The organism is Rhodococcus globerulus, assembly GCF_019334125.1.
Classification (GTDB): Bacteria; Actinomycetota; Actinomycetes; order Mycobacteriales; family Mycobacteriaceae; genus Rhodococcus_F; species Rhodococcus_F globerula.
In genome coordinates, this window is the sequence record NZ_CP079698.1 from 1,023,058 (window position 1) to 1,038,006 (window position 14,949).

Consider the following 14,949-nt stretch of genomic DNA (forward strand, 5'->3'; position numbering starts at 1 on the left):
TCAGGATCGAGTTGGCATGCGCTCGAATACAGATCGGGCCGGCACTCTTGCGAGTGCCGGCCCGATTCTGCTGCGGCGTCCTACAGGTACTGGCCCGTGTTGGACTCGGTGTCGATAGCGCGGCTGGCACTGGCGTTCTTGCCGGTGACAAGGGTGCGAATGTAGACGATCCGCTCACCCTTCTTACCCGAAATACGGGCCCAGTCATCAGGATTGGTGGTGTTCGGCAGGTCTTCGTTCTCGGCGAACTCGTCGACGATCGAATCGAAGAGATGCTGAACCCGCAATCCCGGTGCACCGGTATCGAGTACCGATTTGATGGCGTACTTCTTCGCCCGGTCGACGATGTTCTGGATCATGGCACCGGAGTTGAAGTCCTTGAAGAACAGGACTTCCTTGTCACCGTTTGCGTAGGTGACTTCGAGGAAACGGTTCTCCTCGCTCTCCGCGTACATGCGATCCACAACGCGAACGATCATCGCCTTGAGGCATGCTGCGCGATCGCCACCGAACTCGGCGAGGTCGTCGGCATTGATCGGCAGACCGTCGACCAGGTACTTCGAGAAGATGTCCTGCGCGGATTCGGCGTCGGGACGCTCGATCTTGATCTTCACGTCCAGACGACCCGGCCGCAGAATGGCAGGGTCGATCATGTCCTCGCGGTTGGACGCACCAATCACAATGACGTTCTCTAGGCCTTCCACACCGTCGATCTCACTGAGCAACTGCGGAACCACTGTCGTTTCCACATCCGAGGAGACTCCTGAACCGCGGGTACGGAAAATGGAGTCCATCTCGTCGAAGAACACGATGACCGGGGTGCCTTCGGACGCCTTTTCGCGGGCCCGCTGGAAAATCATCCGAATGTGGCGTTCGGTTTCGCCGACGAACTTGTTCAGAAGCTCGGGGCCCTTGATGTTGAGGAAGTAGGACTTTGCGTCCTTGCTGTCCTGCCCACGGGCTTCGGCGATCTTCTTCGCCAACGAATTGGCGACTGCCTTCGCGATCAGGGTCTTACCGCAACCGGGCGGACCGTAAAGCAGTACGCCCTTCGGTGGACGCAGTGAGTACTCGTGGAACAGGTCCTTGTGCAGGAAGGGCAGTTCGACGGCGTCCCGGATCTGTTCGATCTGCCGACCGAGGCCACCGATGTCGTCGTAATGCACGTCCGGCACCTCTTCGAGGACCAAATCTTCGACCTCGGCCTTGGGAATACGCTCGAACGCATAACCGGCTTTGGCGTCGACCAGCAGGGAGTCGCCCGGGCGCAGCTTCCTGGTCGGGGAATCGGCGTCATAGGCGATGATGTCGGCCTGGGGATCGGCGAACACCGCTGCCAGGGGCGCAGCAAGCCACACGATTCGCTCTTCGTCGGCGTGCCCGACTACCAGCGCCCGCAAGCCGTCGTCGAGTACCTCACGCAGAGTGCTGATTTCGCCGACCTGCTCGTAACCACCGGCTTCCACGATGGTGAGGGCCTCGTTGAGCCGCACGGTCTGACCCTGAGTGAGCGTGTCGGTGTCGATATTCGGTGAACACGTTAGACGCATTTTGCGGCCGGACGTGAAAACGTCCACCGTTTTGTCTTCGTGAACTGCGAGCAGCACGCCGTAGCCACTCGGCGGCTGACCGAGTCTGTCGACCTCTTCGCGTAAAGCGATCAGTTGTTGACGGGCCTCCTTGAGAGTGTCCATCAACTTGCCGTTTCGGATGGCGAGCGAGTCAAGTTTCGACTCCAATTCCCGCACCTGCTCCGGCGACTGTGCGAGTTGACGCCGCAGAACCTGCAATTCCACTCGTAACGCGTGAAGCTCTTCTGCTGCCGCAACCGAATCCGGGTTCTCTGTCGAGCTCATATGCGTCTCCTCCCAGTGCGATAGATCAACGCTACCGGCATCGCGGCCCAAGTGTCGCCAGACACGGTGCGCGAGTTCGATTTCACAGCCGCGACTGCCACACCGAGACCGCTCCTGAACCAAAAGTAAGCCATGTTAGCCTTGCCTACAATGCCGAGACAGTGCCTGTCTCCCCCAACGAAAGGTCACGCTGTGATCATCCGCAAGACACTCGTCAGCGCCTGTGCCGTCGCCGCTGTCCTCGCTCTCGGAGCCTGCAGCTCGGACGACAGCTCCGACTCGTCGGCCACGTCCACCTCTGTTGCTGCAACGTCGAGCGCTTCTGCCGCCTCGAGTGCAACGACGTCCGCGGCCGCGGCCGCAGCAGCTCCGACGGCAGACGAGCTGAATGCACAGCTGGTTGCGCTTATCGATCCGGCCAAGCCGATCGCCGAGAAGACCGCCCTTGTGGTCGACGGAACGAACCGTCAGGCCAACATCGAGACCATGGGTACCGCTCTGGGTGGCAACCCGGCGTACAAGATCACCTTCACCGTCGAGAACGTCAAGGTCGACGGCGAGACGGCCACCGCCGACGTTGCAGTGGTGAGCCCGCACGGCGCGATGCCTGCCGCTCCGTGGACGTGGGAGCTCGAAGACGGCACCTGGAAGCTGTCCGACACCTCCGCATGCGTGCTCCTGGAAATGGGCCGCGCTTCCTGCGCTGGATAATTTCTCCGCAAACAAAACGAGCGGCGATCCGATTTTTTCGGATCGCCGCTCGTTTTGTTTGGAGGCAGTGGCTACTTGGCGGCAGTGTTCGAGCCCTTGCCGGCGCGGCGCTGAGGCTTCGGGGTCACAGTGCCCTCGGCCAGACGACGCGCACTGATCAGGAACGCGGTGTGCCCCTGCATGCGGTGCTCGGGACGAACGGCCAATCCGACGACGTGCCAGCCGCGGACGATGGATTCCCACGAGCGCGGCTCGGTCCAGCATTCCTGCTCACGCATCGCCTCGACCACCTTGGACAGCTGCGTCACCGTCGCGACGTACACGATCAGAACGCCGCCGGGAACCAATGCCCTCGACACGGCGGGCAGAACATCCCACGGCGCGAGCATGTCGAGAACCACCCGGTCGACCTTGCCGCCGTGCGCTTCCGGATCGAACTCCGCGAGATCCGCGATCGTCAGTTCCCAGTTCGGCGGACGCTCACCGAAGAACGTCTCGACGTTGCGAACCGCGTGTTCGGCATGATCGTCGCGCACCTCGTACGAGATGACCTTGCCTTCGGGTCCGACCGCACGAAGCAGTGAACACGTCAACGCGCCGGAACCGGCGCCTGCCTCGAGTACCCGGGCACCCGGAAACACGTCGCCCTCGTGGACGATCTGCGCCGCGTCCTTGGGGTAGATAACCTGCGCGCCGCGTGGCATCGACAGCACGTAGTCGACGAGCAGTGGACGCAAGGCGAGGTAGGGCGTCCCGTTGACGGACTTGACGACGCTGCCCTCGTCCGCGCCGATGAGGTCGTTGTGCACGATCCCACCCTTGTGGGTGTGGTACTCGCGGTTGGCCTCGAGCACGATCGTGTAGTGCCGTCCCTTGCCGTCGGTCAGCTGGACGCGGTCGCCGACACGGAACGGCCCGGAGGGGCGCTTACCGGGTGCTGTTTCCTCGACCTCGGCTACTGCCTGGCCGTCTGCTACAGCTACTACAGCGTCGAGTTCCGGTTCGGTGACAGCAGACTGCGCAACCTCATCCAACTCGGTCGTGATTTCTTCGGGTTGCGTATCGTTCACCATGCGTGAGTAATCCCTGTTCGTTTTGCTCCGGCGTCCTCGCCACCGGCCCCGACGGAGTTGTCGGGCCAAGCGTCTAGCCTGCCAGGTGTGAGCTCTGTAGAACTGCCAGCCCCCTCGTTAGCGGGTGGAACATCACACGATCGCCCGCGTAGTCGGCCGGCGCTGTCGCCTTCTCGTGCGGGTGACTACAAACAGTGCCCGCTGCTCTATCGGTTCAGAGCCATCGATCGAATCCCGGAAACACCAACAAGAGCACAGGTCAGAGGCACTGTTGTCCATGCTGCCCTGGAAGCGTTGTTTGCGCTACCCACCGGTCAACGGGTTCCGGATCGAGCTGCGGAGTTGGTTCGCCCCGCTTGGGAGCGGGTGAGCGCCGACTCCCCCGACACGGCCGAGTTGATTACCGACAAGGACCTCGACGGTTTTCTCTCCGAAGTGAGCAAGCTCGTTCAGACGTATTACACCCTCGAGGATCCGACGCGGTTCGACGCACAAGCCTGCGAGGTGTACGTCGAGACCGAACTCGAGAACGGCGTTCGACTTCGCGGATTTGTCGATCGCATCGACGTCGCCCCCACCGGCGAAGTGCGCGTCGTCGATTACAAGACCGGCAAGGCCCCGCGAGAATTCACGGAGTCCAAAGCGCTGTTCCAGATGAAGTTCTACGCACTGGTCCTACTGCGAACTCGCAAGATCGTGCCCGCTCAACTCAAGCTGATCTACCTGGCGTCGGGATCGATCCTCACATACACCCCCGATCACGACGAACTGGTGCGTTTCGAGCGGACATTGTCCGCTATCTGGAAGGCAATCCTGGCGGCAGGTGCAACGGGAGACTTCCGACCCAAGCCTGGCAAACTGTGCGACTGGTGCGATCACAAGGCCCTCTGCCCCTCGTTCGGCGGCACACCGCCGCCGTATCCTGGGTGGCCGGACTTGCGGGACGCAGAAGTTGTTGCGGCAAAGGAGAATACGTAATGGCAGACACTTCGTACTACCAGTTCTTGGGCACTACCGCGGAAGGCCACGAACGCTTCGCGACTACGCAGGCAACGGTCAGTATCTGGGGTCCGACGCTCCAACACGGCGCTCCCCCGTCGGCACTGTTGGTGCGTGCACTCGAGCGCTGTGGCGCCCGCGAGGGAACTCGTCTGACTCGGGTGGTCGTGGAGATTCTCGGGCCGATCCCGATCGCGGACATCGAGGTTCGCTCGTGGATCGAACGACCCGGTCGCAGAATCGAATTGATCGTCGCCGAATTGTGGGCAACCGCGCCCGACGGATCGTCACGGGCCGTGGCACGTGGTACGGCGTGGCGCATGGAAACCGCAGACACCACCGACGTTCTCCACGTGGTCGATCCACCGCTGGAACCGCGCGAAACCGGCACGCCGGGTGTACTGGGTGGCATGTGGAACATCGGCTATCTCGAGACGCTCGATTGGTCGTGGATTGCCGAAATTGGTTGCGAGGGAACAGGAAAGGTGTGGGCACGGCCGAAGCCCGTATTGGTCGAGGGTGAAGAGATGACAGCCCTGGAGAGGCTGTTTGCGATTGCCGACATCTCCAATGGCGTCGGAGCGAAACTCGACCCCGCGCACTGGACGTTCCTGAACACCGATCTGACGGTGCACATCTTCCGGGTTCCCGAGGGCGAATGGGTCGGGGTTTCCGCGGAAACCACCACCGGACCCGATGGCGTCGGAATGTGCGCCGGAGTGCTCTACGACGAGCAGGGTGCAGTCGGGCGCATCGCCCAGACCTTGCAGATTCGCGCCCGCTCCTGATTGCCGCAAGCGAGACAGCAGCGCGTCGACTATCTACGCCGGTCGACTTCGACGGCCACACAAATTAGGGGACCGACGACGCCGGCAAAACGCCAACTGCAACATCGACACTTACACATCGATCATACATGTAAACATTGCGATGTGGTAACCAACTGGTCAGTAACCTCTGACGCCGGTCACTCCGTTCGGGAGCGATAGCGCAAAGTTAAGCGGGCGCAGTGGCAGCAAGACGTGCGAGCGAGTATTCAGTGACGGTGATCAATGCCTGCACCGCGGACGCGCGGTCGCGGGCATCAATCTCGATCATGGGGATTTGGTCGGATAACGCCAGCGCCTGACGAAGATCGTGTGCCGAGTGAATCGGGGCTCCGTCGAAACGGTTGACTGCCACGATGAACGGCAAGCCGCGGGCTTCGAAGAAGTCGACAGCAGCAAAGCTGTCTTCGAGACGACGCGTGTCGATGAGGATGACTGCTCCGATAGCGCCGGTGATCAGGTCGTCCCACATGAACCAGAATCGCCGCTGGCCCGGTGTGCCGAACAGATAGAGAACCAGGTCGTCGGCCAGCGTAATGCGGCCGAAATCCATTGCGACTGTTGTGGTGTCCTTGTTCGGTGTCGCGCCGAGGTGGTCGATGCCGTCACTGGCGTCGGTCACCATCGCTTCCGTGCGCAGGGGGACGATTTCGGAGACCGTCCCGACAAGCGTGGTCTTTCCGACGCCGAATCCTCCGGCAACTACTATTTTTGTCGATGTGACGCGAGATGGCGCGTCAGAGTGCCCGAAGTCCACGGAGGGTCCTTTCGATCAGGTCGAGGCGTTCGACCGCAGTCGCATCGCTTCGCAGAGTGGCTTGCACTTCCAATGCCCCGGCAACAACAAGATCTGCGACCAGGACCCGAGCCACCCCGATCGGAACCCCGAGGTATGCCCCGATTTCCGCGATCGAGATTCGCTGCCCGCAGAGAGCGACAATCGACGCGCGAATGTCCTCGGGTGCAAGGCTTTTTGCGATGGCATCCTCTACCGTTGCGACGATCGCTTCGAGCGGAAGGTCGATGGACGGCTTCGTCCTGCCTTCGGTGAGTGCGTACGGTCGAACGAGACTCGGTTCAGGATCAACGTGCTCGGAGTGATGATGTGGCATCGAGTTCACATATCCCGACCTGATCTGGGAGCGATGTCCATGGTTGTTCCGACGCGATCGACCAGGGTTGCCATTTCGTAACCGATCTGACCGATATCGCATCCCGCAACGGCAAGTGCAGCGAGGTATGCCCCGCTACCGACGCCCATGAGGAGGAGGTACCCGTTCTCCATCTCGACCACCGATTGCAGAACGGCACCGCCGTCGAACAACCGTGATGCACCGGCGGAGAGGCTGGCAAGTCCCGAAGTCACAGCGGCCAATTGATCAGCTCGATCGAGCGGAAGGTGGGTGCTCGCAGCACTCAACAATCCGTCGGCCGAGACGATGATCGCGTGGCTCACTCCCGGCACGTCTCGGGCGAAACCCGACACCAACCAGTCGAGTGCGCGAGGAGTTTCTGGGGCTCCGACAGTACTCACTGTTCTCCTTCGTCTTCCTGCACATGCGTGGTCGAGTGCAGGGATGTGGTGTTCTCACTGTTAGCGTGCCGCCGTCCGCGGCTGACGCCGGATTGGTAGTCGCTCCATCCCCGTCTGATGTTCTCCGGCTCGGTGCTCTTACGGTGGGATCCGGAACGGAAAGTGGCAGTAGTGGTTCCAACCGTTCCGGGAACCAACCGCGCACCGCGGTCCCTCATCGGGAGACCCGAATCGGAGATCCTGGTGACGGGCATGTCCGTTGACGCGCGGGCAGCAACCCAACCCTCGTCTGCTTCGGTTGTCCAGATGATTCCGCTTGCGGCACTGGAGTTGTCGTCTGTGGGATCGACCAGCCACTCGGACACCATCCGGGCAAAGATCGGGGATGCAATCGGTGGAGTCTCGGAGGTAGCGTCGGGAGCATCCGCGCCGAATACACCCACACGCGGCGGTGTCGAATCGCGCGGGCGGGAGGAGAAGAACGCCGCCGTGTTAGTCGGATTGGGGGCGCCGAACAGGTGCCTCGGCGCAGGTTCTCGGGCGGCGGACACGCTGGTATCCGGTTGAGTGGCAGTAGTTTCCGGGTCGGCTGGCGTTGTAGCTGCCGGTTCGGTGGCGAGGGTGCTACCAATGCCCGGTACCCCACTGTTCCCCGGAGTGCGGCGAGGAAGCGTATTCCCCGCGGGAAGCGCACTGGCGTGCGGCTGTGAAACGACTGCAGCGGGAGCGCCTGAAACAGGTGGCGGCAAGGTGACCGCACTGATGTTTCGAGGTTGACTGTTTCGAGGTTGGCGCTGCGGCAGCCCGCTCGCTGATACTGCCGGTACATCGGCCGCCGGACTTTCGGGGCGATCGACACTCACCTGAGAAGCTGTACGGACCGGAGCAACACGCGGCGCCATCGGCGTTCGAACCACATTGTCGCGTGGTGCGTCGAGCAGTGCCACCGGCAAGTGAACCATGGCGGTAATGCCACTGTGTTCGGATGTGCTGCCCGACGGGCGTAGACGCACTGAAATATTGTATCGACGGCTGATACGACTGATGACAAAAAGTCCCATGTGGCGGGCGGTATCTGGGCTCATCTCGCCTCCCGAAGACAGGCGCCTATTGGCATCGAGTAGTTCGGCCGACGACATTCCGATACCGAGATCGGCAATCTCCACGAGCACGGAACCGTCGTTCGTGCGTGCGGCGTCGATCGTCACCGTTGTTTCGGGCGGCGAGTAGCGCAGAGCATTATCGAGGAGTTCGGTGATGAGGTGCACGACATCTGCACTGGCCTGGCCACTGACAACAGCAGACAGAATCTGTCCGAGTTCGACACGCAGATAGTCTTCGACTCCGGAAACCGAAGCGCGTAGAGCGTCGGCAAGAGCGATCGGTGCGGTTCGTACGCGTCGCCCTTCGGTGCCGGACAGGATCAGGAGATTGTCGCTGTTGCGTCGCATTCGGGCGGCAATGTGGTCGAGACGAAAGAGATTCTCGAGGCGATTCGGATCGTCTTCGTCTTGTTCAAGTTGCTCGATGAGACCGAGTTGCTGTTCGACGAGGGACTTGTTGCGTCGGGAGAGCGTTTCGAACATGTCGTTGACCTGGCGACGGAGTGTTGCCTGCTCGCCGGCCAAAGTGATGGCCTGCCCGTGCATGTCGTCTACAGCGCGTGCGAGTTGCCCGATTTCCTCGTGGGTGTGAACAGGTACTCGAGGTACTTCGAGGTCGCTTACCTTCTCGCCGGCGCGGATTCTCTCGATCGCCTCGGGTAGTCCCCGTCGCGCTGCGTGGAGAGCGGCGAATCGCAGGCGTCGGATGGGTTCGACCAGCGAGCGGCTGATGATCAGCGCGAGAACAAGGGCTGCGAGGACAGCGCCGAGAACGAGCGCGGTGTCTCGAAGGGCGGCGGATCGGGCTGAGTTGGCTTCGGTGCCCACTGTCGCGGCGAACTTGCTTGATGCCGCGTTGGCCAACGTGTCGTAATGATCACGACTTGTCTGCAGCCCGACGTCGATCTGGCTGCTCAGCGGGGACGTCGATGCTGTGGCACCGATTTCGTCGACGCGCCCCTGTGCGGACGCGCGAAGTGCGTTCACAGCGGCGACGGTATTCAGAGAGCTCTCCGAATCATCGCGCGGGAGCACTACACCGCGCAGGGCCGCGAGTTCTGCGCCCGCAACGCCAACCAAAGCGGTTCGAGCTTGCTGATCGAGGCGCCCGGAACCGAACAGAATGCGCTGGTCGGCGAATGCTCGACGAGCTGACCACAAGGCAGAGAACTCGCCTCCGCTCTGACGCATGACCGGCTGCGGGGAATCGCGCATGATGTCGGCGAATATGGTCCAGATGTCGATGGATGCTTCGTTGACGCGGGTGACCAGTCGAGCGGGTGCGACTGCGCCGGCGGAAACTTCGTCGATGATCGACTGGCTGTTCTCCAGAGCGCGGGTGACCTGGTCACCGATTGCCCCGTCGGTGTGGAACATTCGACCGGCCGCGGCGAACTCTGCCATGGCCGCTGTCGTTGCAGCCGTGGCGGTCTCGAGTTCGGTGCCGGAGGAGGAAGCGACTGCAAGGTCGTCGAGCGCCTCTTCGAGCCGGAGAGCCGCGGGGGAAGCAAGCACGCGTTCCGAGGACGACGTCAGTTTTGCAGCAGTGGAAAGCTCGCCCTGGATCCGAAGTGCGCCGAGCAGGATGGCAACGAGCATCGGAACTGCAAAGACGGCGACAACCTTCCAACCTAGGCGCCATTCGCCGATCGACCACCACGAGGTTGTGTGTGCATCGTGTTTCATGCGGACCAATGCCTCTTCGCGTCTGCTATTAAAGTCTGTCAACCCCCCGATCAGGGAATCGCCCGAGCTCCTTCGACTACGTGCAATCGAAGGAAAGCGATTGAACGGTAACAGAATGATCTTTATCGCATTGCGCCGATAGTCCCTATTGTCCAGATTTTTTGTCTGCTATGTAGGTTTTATGTCCATTTTCAAGGCACGACGATAGGGATCAGCGGGCGACGCCGACATTGAGATTGAAATCAACCTCATGTCAGCACCGCCCGACTAAAGATGGATGAGGGCAGAAAAGTCACATCCGAAAATCTGTTCGGCGAGGCCCTGACCTGAATCCTTCGGTTCAGTCTCTCACTGCAAATTCCCGCGCTTCCGATGCCAATTCATCGGCCGCGGAATCCATATGTGCGGTCACAGGATCCGGAGCGGTCAAGACTGCCACAATCGGAATAGCCAGTGCCAAGAGACCGAGCACGAAGACGGGAAACAGAAACGAGAACACCTCGAGACCCTCGGGAGTAGTTGCCGACGGATCGTGAACAACTTCTACAGCGGCCATTCCCGTGTAGTGCATGCTGACTACTGCAACGCCCATGATCACGCCGGCGAATAAACGCAGCACCGTGGATTCCACAATCATCGTGAACCACAACGCAACGGTGCCGGCAACGACGGCAATCAGGAGCGAGAGTGCGACAAAGTACACGTCGTAGTGGATCTCGCCCTGAAAGCGCAAGGCGCGCATACCTGTGTAGTGCATGACATTGACCGCGACGCCCATGACGAGGCCACCGGCGAGGAGTCGACTCAACCGGAACTCGGTGCCGATGATCACCAATCCGACGAAAACCGCGGTCACGGAAATCAGTGCCGAGACCACTGTCCACATCAGGCTGTATCGAATGGGGCTTCCCGGCACGGAGAACCCGAGCATCGCGATGAAGTGCATCAACCATATGGCGACACCACCAATCGACAGTGCAGCCATGAACAACCAGCGCATCCGCGATTCGCGGGTCGTGGCATTCATGGAATGACGCGTGCACGCCAAGCCGATAACCGATCCGGCGACGGAAACAACGAAGGCGAGTGCGAGCAGCCAGATTCCCATCGAGAAGTGGTGCATTTCATCCGACATGCCAGATCCTTAGGATTGTTGTTGACACTTTCAATTGATGCACTCTCTCACAGAGATTTCAGGTGGCAGCAGTACCACTACCAGACGAGGCGCAGCGTGCAGGACAATCACGATGTGCTGATTCGATAAACGATTTTCGAAGAAACGAGCAATACCGATGCCGCTTCGTAACGACTTCGAGCCCACGCGGACAAATTGCGGCGAATTCGCCCGCTACTCGTGGACTCAATGCTCGAATGCTTCAGTGTGATTAGCACCACATTCTGTTGTGGCTATCGAATTCCAATTTCTGCAGGTATATCGAATCGTCCGAAGGCTATTACTCACGCCCGATTCTGCTCAACTGAAACGAAGAGCAACGACCATTTGTGATAACGACCGCCGCCATGATGGTGCGGCTAATTCAAACGACGGAAGAGAATTGGGGATGACCACGATAGAGACTGCGTCCACACGCCCACCACATCTATCGGGCGCTCGAACATGACATTGGCCAATTCGATCCTTGCTTCTCAACCCTTCCATCAGGATCTTGAATTGCGTTCAGCCCCATAGCGATTCGACGCCGATCATTGGTCCGGTTGGTCACATCCGGCACTGGGTGGCCGTGACTACAGACCGGATGGCCGTTAGACAGCCACCGATCGACCCGGCAACACGTCAAGTCTCGAACAGTGGGCGATGCAGACTCTCGGCGACCTCCGGATTCGAGTGGCGTTACCGCCTGCTCCACATCGCAAGCCTAGGATTGCGGGTCGAGTCGGATACGCCCAATGGCGACAAGACCCGTCGCCCGGCCGCGCGACGCGACAACGCACTGCATGCTTGTTGTAAGACCATTCTCGTAGACAAGATGGACGCTCTCAGTTTGCTGCGTTGAATGACCTGACACACACAGGCGCTACAGACGAGGGCGGTATGCGTCCAGGCGATACAGATTCGCGCCCGTTCCCGATGTTCCGGAACGGGCGCGAATACACGAGAACTAACTGATCAGAACGCGCGTACCGAACGAATGTTGGACGCAAGAATGGCCCGGGCGCCAAGTTCAGCGAGAGCATCCATTACCTGGTTGTGTCCCTTGATGGGAACCATGGCGCGCACGGCGACCCATTCCGGATCGGCCAGCGGAGACAGAGTCGGAGATTCCATGCCCGGCGTCATCTTGATTGCTTCGTCGAGAATGCCGCGCGGGCAGTCGTAGTCGATCATCAGGTTCTGCTGAGCGAACACGATTCCGCGAACACGCTCGATCAACTGGTTACGGGCCGCGTCGTCCTGCGGGGCGCCGGTGCGCTCGATCAGGACACCTTCCGAGTCGCACAGAGAATCGCCGAAGGCAACAAGGTTGTGCTGACGCAGAGTGCGGCCGGAACCGACCACGTCGGCGATGGCGTCGGCGACACCGAGCTGGATCGAGATCTCCACGGCGCCGTCGAGGCGGATAACGGAAGCGTCGATGCCGCGAGCGGCGAGGTCACTGCGAACCAGGTTCGGGTACGACGTCGCAATACGGAGGCCGGCAAGATCTTCGACGGTCCAGTCCTTGCCGGCAGGTGCGGCGTAACGGAAGGACGAGCGGCCGAAACCGAGCGCCAAACGCTCCGAAACCGGTGCACCGGAATCTCCGGCGAGGTCACGACCGGTGATGCCCAGATCGAGTTCACCCGATCCGACGTAGATGGCAATGTCCTTGGGGCGCAGGAAGAAGAACTCGACCTGGTTGGAGGGGTCCAGAACAGTCAGGTCGCGGGAATCGGTGCGACGACGGTAGCCCGCTTCGCTGAGGATTTCGGCGGCGGACTCGGACAGCGAACCCTTGTTGGGAACTGCGACGCGCAACATCAGTGAACGTCCTTTCGGAAGGTGTGGTCAGACGTGGGAAAAGGGAACCGGAATTGTCGGGTCAGATCCTCTTCACAGATGTCGGTACACGTCTTCGAGGGTCAGCCCGCGGCCGACCATCAACACCTGAGTCCAGTACAAGAGCTGAGAAATTTCTTCGGCTAGCTGCTCATCGCTCTGGTACTCCGCAGCGATCCACACTTCACCGGCTTCCTCGATGACCTTTTTGCCCTGTGCGTGAACACCGGCATCGAGGGCGGCGACGGTGCCGGACCCCTCGGGACGGGTGGCAGCACGCTCGGTCAACTCGGCGAACAAGGATTCGAAGGTCTTCACAGGTAGCTATTCTTTCACGAGTGCGGAACGGATTTTCACAGGCCTACAGGCTGGCCCGTCACAAGCCCTGATCGAGAGCGCGTGTGCTGACGAACCGGCGAGTGTGGCCGGTGATCGGGTCCGGGTATTCCAGTGCCCGGGCGAGGAGTCGCAACGGTGTTGAGAAGTCACCGGGTATCGCCGGACGGTAGTTCGGGTAGTAGTTGTCACCGAGGATGGGAATGCCCATCGAGTTCAGATGCAGTCGTAGTTGGTGGGTGCGCCCGGTTTTCGGGAACAGCCGGTATCGACCGAGCGTGCTACCAGCAGAATCAGTGAGTAGCTCGACCAACTCGACTCGGGTTTCACTGTTCGGTTCGCCCTCGACTTCGGTGGCGGTCATCTCCCCGTGCACCTTGTTGATCCGGCTACGGACGATGCGTGGAAACGTCAATTCGGGATCGAATCCCGCGATGGCTTCGTACTCCTTGACGATCTTCTGCTCCGCGAAGAGTTCCTGATAAGGCCGTCGCAGGTCCGGAGTCACGGTGAACACGATGACACCGGCGGTCATGCGGTCCAGTCGATGTACCGGCGCCAGATCAGGGAGATGAAGGTCACGACGTAGACGGACGACCGCGCTTTCGACGATGTGCGCGCCGCGCGGGATGGTCGCGAGGAAGTGCGGTTTGTCGATGACCAGGATCTGCTCGTCGCGGTACAGGATCTCGATCTCGTGCGGGACCGGGATTTCGGGTGGTGGTTCGCGGTAGAAGTAGACGAAGCGGGTGGGCTGATACGGAGTCTCGCTCGAAATGATCCGCCCGTGCTCGTCGACGACGTCACCAGCAGCGACAAGGGCGTTCCACAGCTCATGCTCGCCGGGAAACTCACCGACTAGAAACTCGAGGACGGTACCTGCGTCGGACTCCCGGGGCATCCGCAACCGATCCGGCCCGAGCCCGTCTCGGATCGGCAGCGGAGCCTTTGGCACGTCTCTAGACCTGTTCGAGATCGGGTGAGCAACTCTCGCACAGCAATTCGAGGGTGCGTCCGTCGCCGTCGATTCTGTTGCGGAAGCGTGGCGTCGGCGTTCCACAGTCGACACACACACCGAGAACCTTTGCCTCGGGCGAGAATTCGATGTTCATCCGCTTGTCGAAGACGTACAACGATCCGTCCCACAGGCCCTTGTCGCCGAACGTCTCGCCGTAACGCACGATCCCGCCGTCGAGTTGGTACACCTCACCGAAACCGCGTGAGCGCATCAACGACGACAACACTTCGCAGCGCACTCCCCCAGTGCAATAGGTGACCACTGCCTTGTCCTTGAGGTGGTCGTACTTGCCGCTGTCGAGTTCGCTGACAAAATCCCGTGTTGTTGTCACGTCCGGAACAACGGCGTCGCGGAAGCGTCCGATTTCGGCCTCGAAGGCATTACGGCCGTCGAAGAAGACAACGTCGTCACCGCGGTTGTCGACCAGTTCGTGCAGTTCCTTCGGCGCCAGGTGGACGCCGCCGCCCACCACACCTTTGGCATCGACCTCGAGTTCGTCGGGCGCACCGAAAGTCACGATCTCGCTGCGCACCTTGACGGACAGGCGCGGGAAATCGTTGCCGAGTCCGTCCGACCACTTGATGTCGGCCATGCGGAACGGTTCGTACCCGCGGGTGCCACGCACATATCGCTTGACGTCCTCGATATCGCCGCCCACCGTCGCGTTGATTCCGTGCTGCGAGATCAGGATTCGGCCGGTCAGATTGTTCGACTCGGCGAGGCTGTGCTGCCACAACCTGATCGCTTCGGGATCGGCCAACGGCGTGAACTGGTAGAACAGAACAATTTTCGGAATGGACACTTTTGC

Annotated in this window: 14 protein-coding genes; 3 read left to right on the forward strand and 11 right to left on the reverse strand. The window is 60.7% G+C overall.

Going from position 1 to position 14,949, the window contains the following annotated elements:
• Window positions 1-80: 80 nt before the first annotated feature.
• Window positions 81-1,856 (reverse strand): proteasome ATPase, encoded by a 1,776-nt coding sequence (gene arc, locus KYT97_RS04560; protein WP_033231951.1) that lies wholly within the window; start codon window positions 1,854-1,856, stop codon window positions 81-83.
• A 192-nt stretch (window positions 1,857-2,048) separates the two neighbouring features.
• Here arc and KYT97_RS04565 point away from each other — a divergent pair, with 192 nt between their 5' ends.
• Window positions 2,049-2,567: a WKL family lipoprotein gene (locus KYT97_RS04565; RefSeq protein WP_033231950.1), complete on the forward strand. Its 519-nt coding sequence runs from the start codon at window positions 2,049-2,051 to the stop codon at window positions 2,565-2,567.
• A 71-nt stretch (window positions 2,568-2,638) separates the two neighbouring features.
• Here the strand turns inward: KYT97_RS04565 and KYT97_RS04570 are convergent, their stop codons facing one another.
• Entirely contained in the window at window positions 2,639-3,640 is a 1,002-nt protein-coding gene (locus KYT97_RS04570) for a tRNA (adenine-N1)-methyltransferase (RefSeq protein WP_219111837.1), read from the reverse strand.
• A gap of 87 nt (window positions 3,641-3,727) precedes the next feature.
• Between KYT97_RS04570 and KYT97_RS04575 the strand changes: the two genes are divergently transcribed.
• Window positions 3,728-4,618, forward strand: coding sequence for a RecB family exonuclease (locus KYT97_RS04575; RefSeq protein WP_219111838.1), 891 nt, complete (start codon window positions 3,728-3,730; stop codon window positions 4,616-4,618).
• Window positions 4,618-5,427: a thioesterase family protein gene (locus KYT97_RS04580; RefSeq protein WP_033231949.1), complete on the forward strand. Its 810-nt coding sequence runs from the start codon at window positions 4,618-4,620 to the stop codon at window positions 5,425-5,427. The genes KYT97_RS04575 and KYT97_RS04580 overlap by 1 nt, the downstream gene beginning before the upstream one ends.
• A gap of 208 nt (window positions 5,428-5,635) precedes the next feature.
• Here KYT97_RS04580 and KYT97_RS04585 read toward each other — a convergent pair whose 3' ends face one another.
• The 9 genes from KYT97_RS04585 to trhO form a co-directional block, all read right to left on the reverse strand.
• Entirely contained in the window at window positions 5,636-6,223 is a 588-nt protein-coding gene (locus KYT97_RS04585) for a GTP-binding protein (RefSeq protein WP_033231948.1), read from the reverse strand.
• On the reverse strand, window positions 6,204-6,578 hold the full coding sequence (locus KYT97_RS04590) for a DUF742 domain-containing protein (protein WP_033231947.1): 375 nt from the start codon (window positions 6,576-6,578) through the stop codon (window positions 6,204-6,206). Before KYT97_RS04590 ends, KYT97_RS04585 begins: the two co-directional genes overlap by 20 nt.
• 5 nt (window positions 6,579-6,583) lie before the next feature.
• Window positions 6,584-7,000, reverse strand: a complete 417-nt coding sequence (locus KYT97_RS04595; protein WP_033231946.1) for a roadblock/LC7 domain-containing protein — start codon at window positions 6,998-7,000, stop codon at window positions 6,584-6,586.
• On the reverse strand, window positions 6,997-9,789 hold the full coding sequence (locus KYT97_RS04600) for a HAMP domain-containing sensor histidine kinase (protein ID WP_245006020.1): 2,793 nt from the start codon (window positions 9,787-9,789) through the stop codon (window positions 6,997-6,999). The genes KYT97_RS04595 and KYT97_RS04600 overlap by 4 nt, the downstream gene beginning before the upstream one ends.
• Before the next feature lie 340 nt (window positions 9,790-10,129).
• Window positions 10,130-10,924, reverse strand: coding sequence for an MHYT domain-containing protein (locus KYT97_RS04605; RefSeq protein WP_033231944.1), 795 nt, complete (start codon window positions 10,922-10,924; stop codon window positions 10,130-10,132).
• Window positions 10,925-11,917: 993 nt separating this feature from the next.
• Window positions 11,918-12,769, reverse strand: coding sequence for an ATP phosphoribosyltransferase (gene hisG / locus KYT97_RS04610; RefSeq protein ID WP_033231943.1), 852 nt, complete (start codon window positions 12,767-12,769; stop codon window positions 11,918-11,920).
• Between the two features lie 72 nt (window positions 12,770-12,841).
• Entirely contained in the window at window positions 12,842-13,105 is a 264-nt protein-coding gene (locus tag KYT97_RS04615; RefSeq protein WP_003944933.1) for a phosphoribosyl-ATP diphosphatase, read from the reverse strand.
• A 58-nt stretch (window positions 13,106-13,163) separates the two neighbouring features.
• A complete protein-coding gene (locus KYT97_RS04620; protein WP_415395508.1) occupies window positions 13,164-14,024 on the reverse strand; it encodes a pseudouridine synthase in 861 nt (286 codons plus the stop codon).
• Window positions 14,025-14,082: 58 nt separating this feature from the next.
• Window positions 14,083-14,943 carry an oxygen-dependent tRNA uridine(34) hydroxylase TrhO gene (trhO, locus tag KYT97_RS04625; RefSeq protein WP_045067834.1) on the reverse strand — a complete coding sequence of 287 codons (861 nt, stop codon included), beginning with the start codon at window positions 14,941-14,943 and terminating at the stop codon, window positions 14,083-14,085.
• Window positions 14,944-14,949: the final 6 nt, after the last annotated feature.

Excerpts from the sequence above, each read along its gene's own strand:
- arc (WP_033231951.1), bottom strand. The coding sequence starts at position 1,856 with ATGAGCTCGACAGAGAACCCGGATTCGGTTGCGGCAGCAGAAGAGCTT.
- KYT97_RS04570 (WP_219111837.1), bottom strand. The coding sequence starts at position 3,640 with ATGGTGAACGATACGCAACCCGAAGAAATCACGACCGAGTTGGATGAG.
- KYT97_RS04580 (WP_033231949.1), top strand. The coding sequence starts at position 4,618 with ATGGCAGACACTTCGTACTACCAGTTCTTGGGCACTACCGCGGAAGGC.
- KYT97_RS04590 (WP_033231947.1), bottom strand. The coding sequence starts at position 6,578 with ATGCCACATCATCACTCCGAGCACGTTGATCCTGAACCGAGTCTCGTT.
- KYT97_RS04600 (WP_245006020.1), bottom strand. The coding sequence starts at position 9,789 with ATGAAACACGATGCACACACAACCTCGTGGTGGTCGATCGGCGAATGG.
- KYT97_RS04605 (WP_033231944.1), bottom strand. The coding sequence starts at position 10,924 with ATGTCGGATGAAATGCACCACTTCTCGATGGGAATCTGGCTGCTCGCA.
- hisG (WP_033231943.1), bottom strand. The coding sequence starts at position 12,769 with ATGTTGCGCGTCGCAGTTCCCAACAAGGGTTCGCTGTCCGAGTCCGCC.
- KYT97_RS04620 (WP_415395508.1), bottom strand. The coding sequence starts at position 14,024 with ATGCCCCGGGAGTCCGACGCAGGTACCGTCCTCGAGTTTCTAGTCGGT.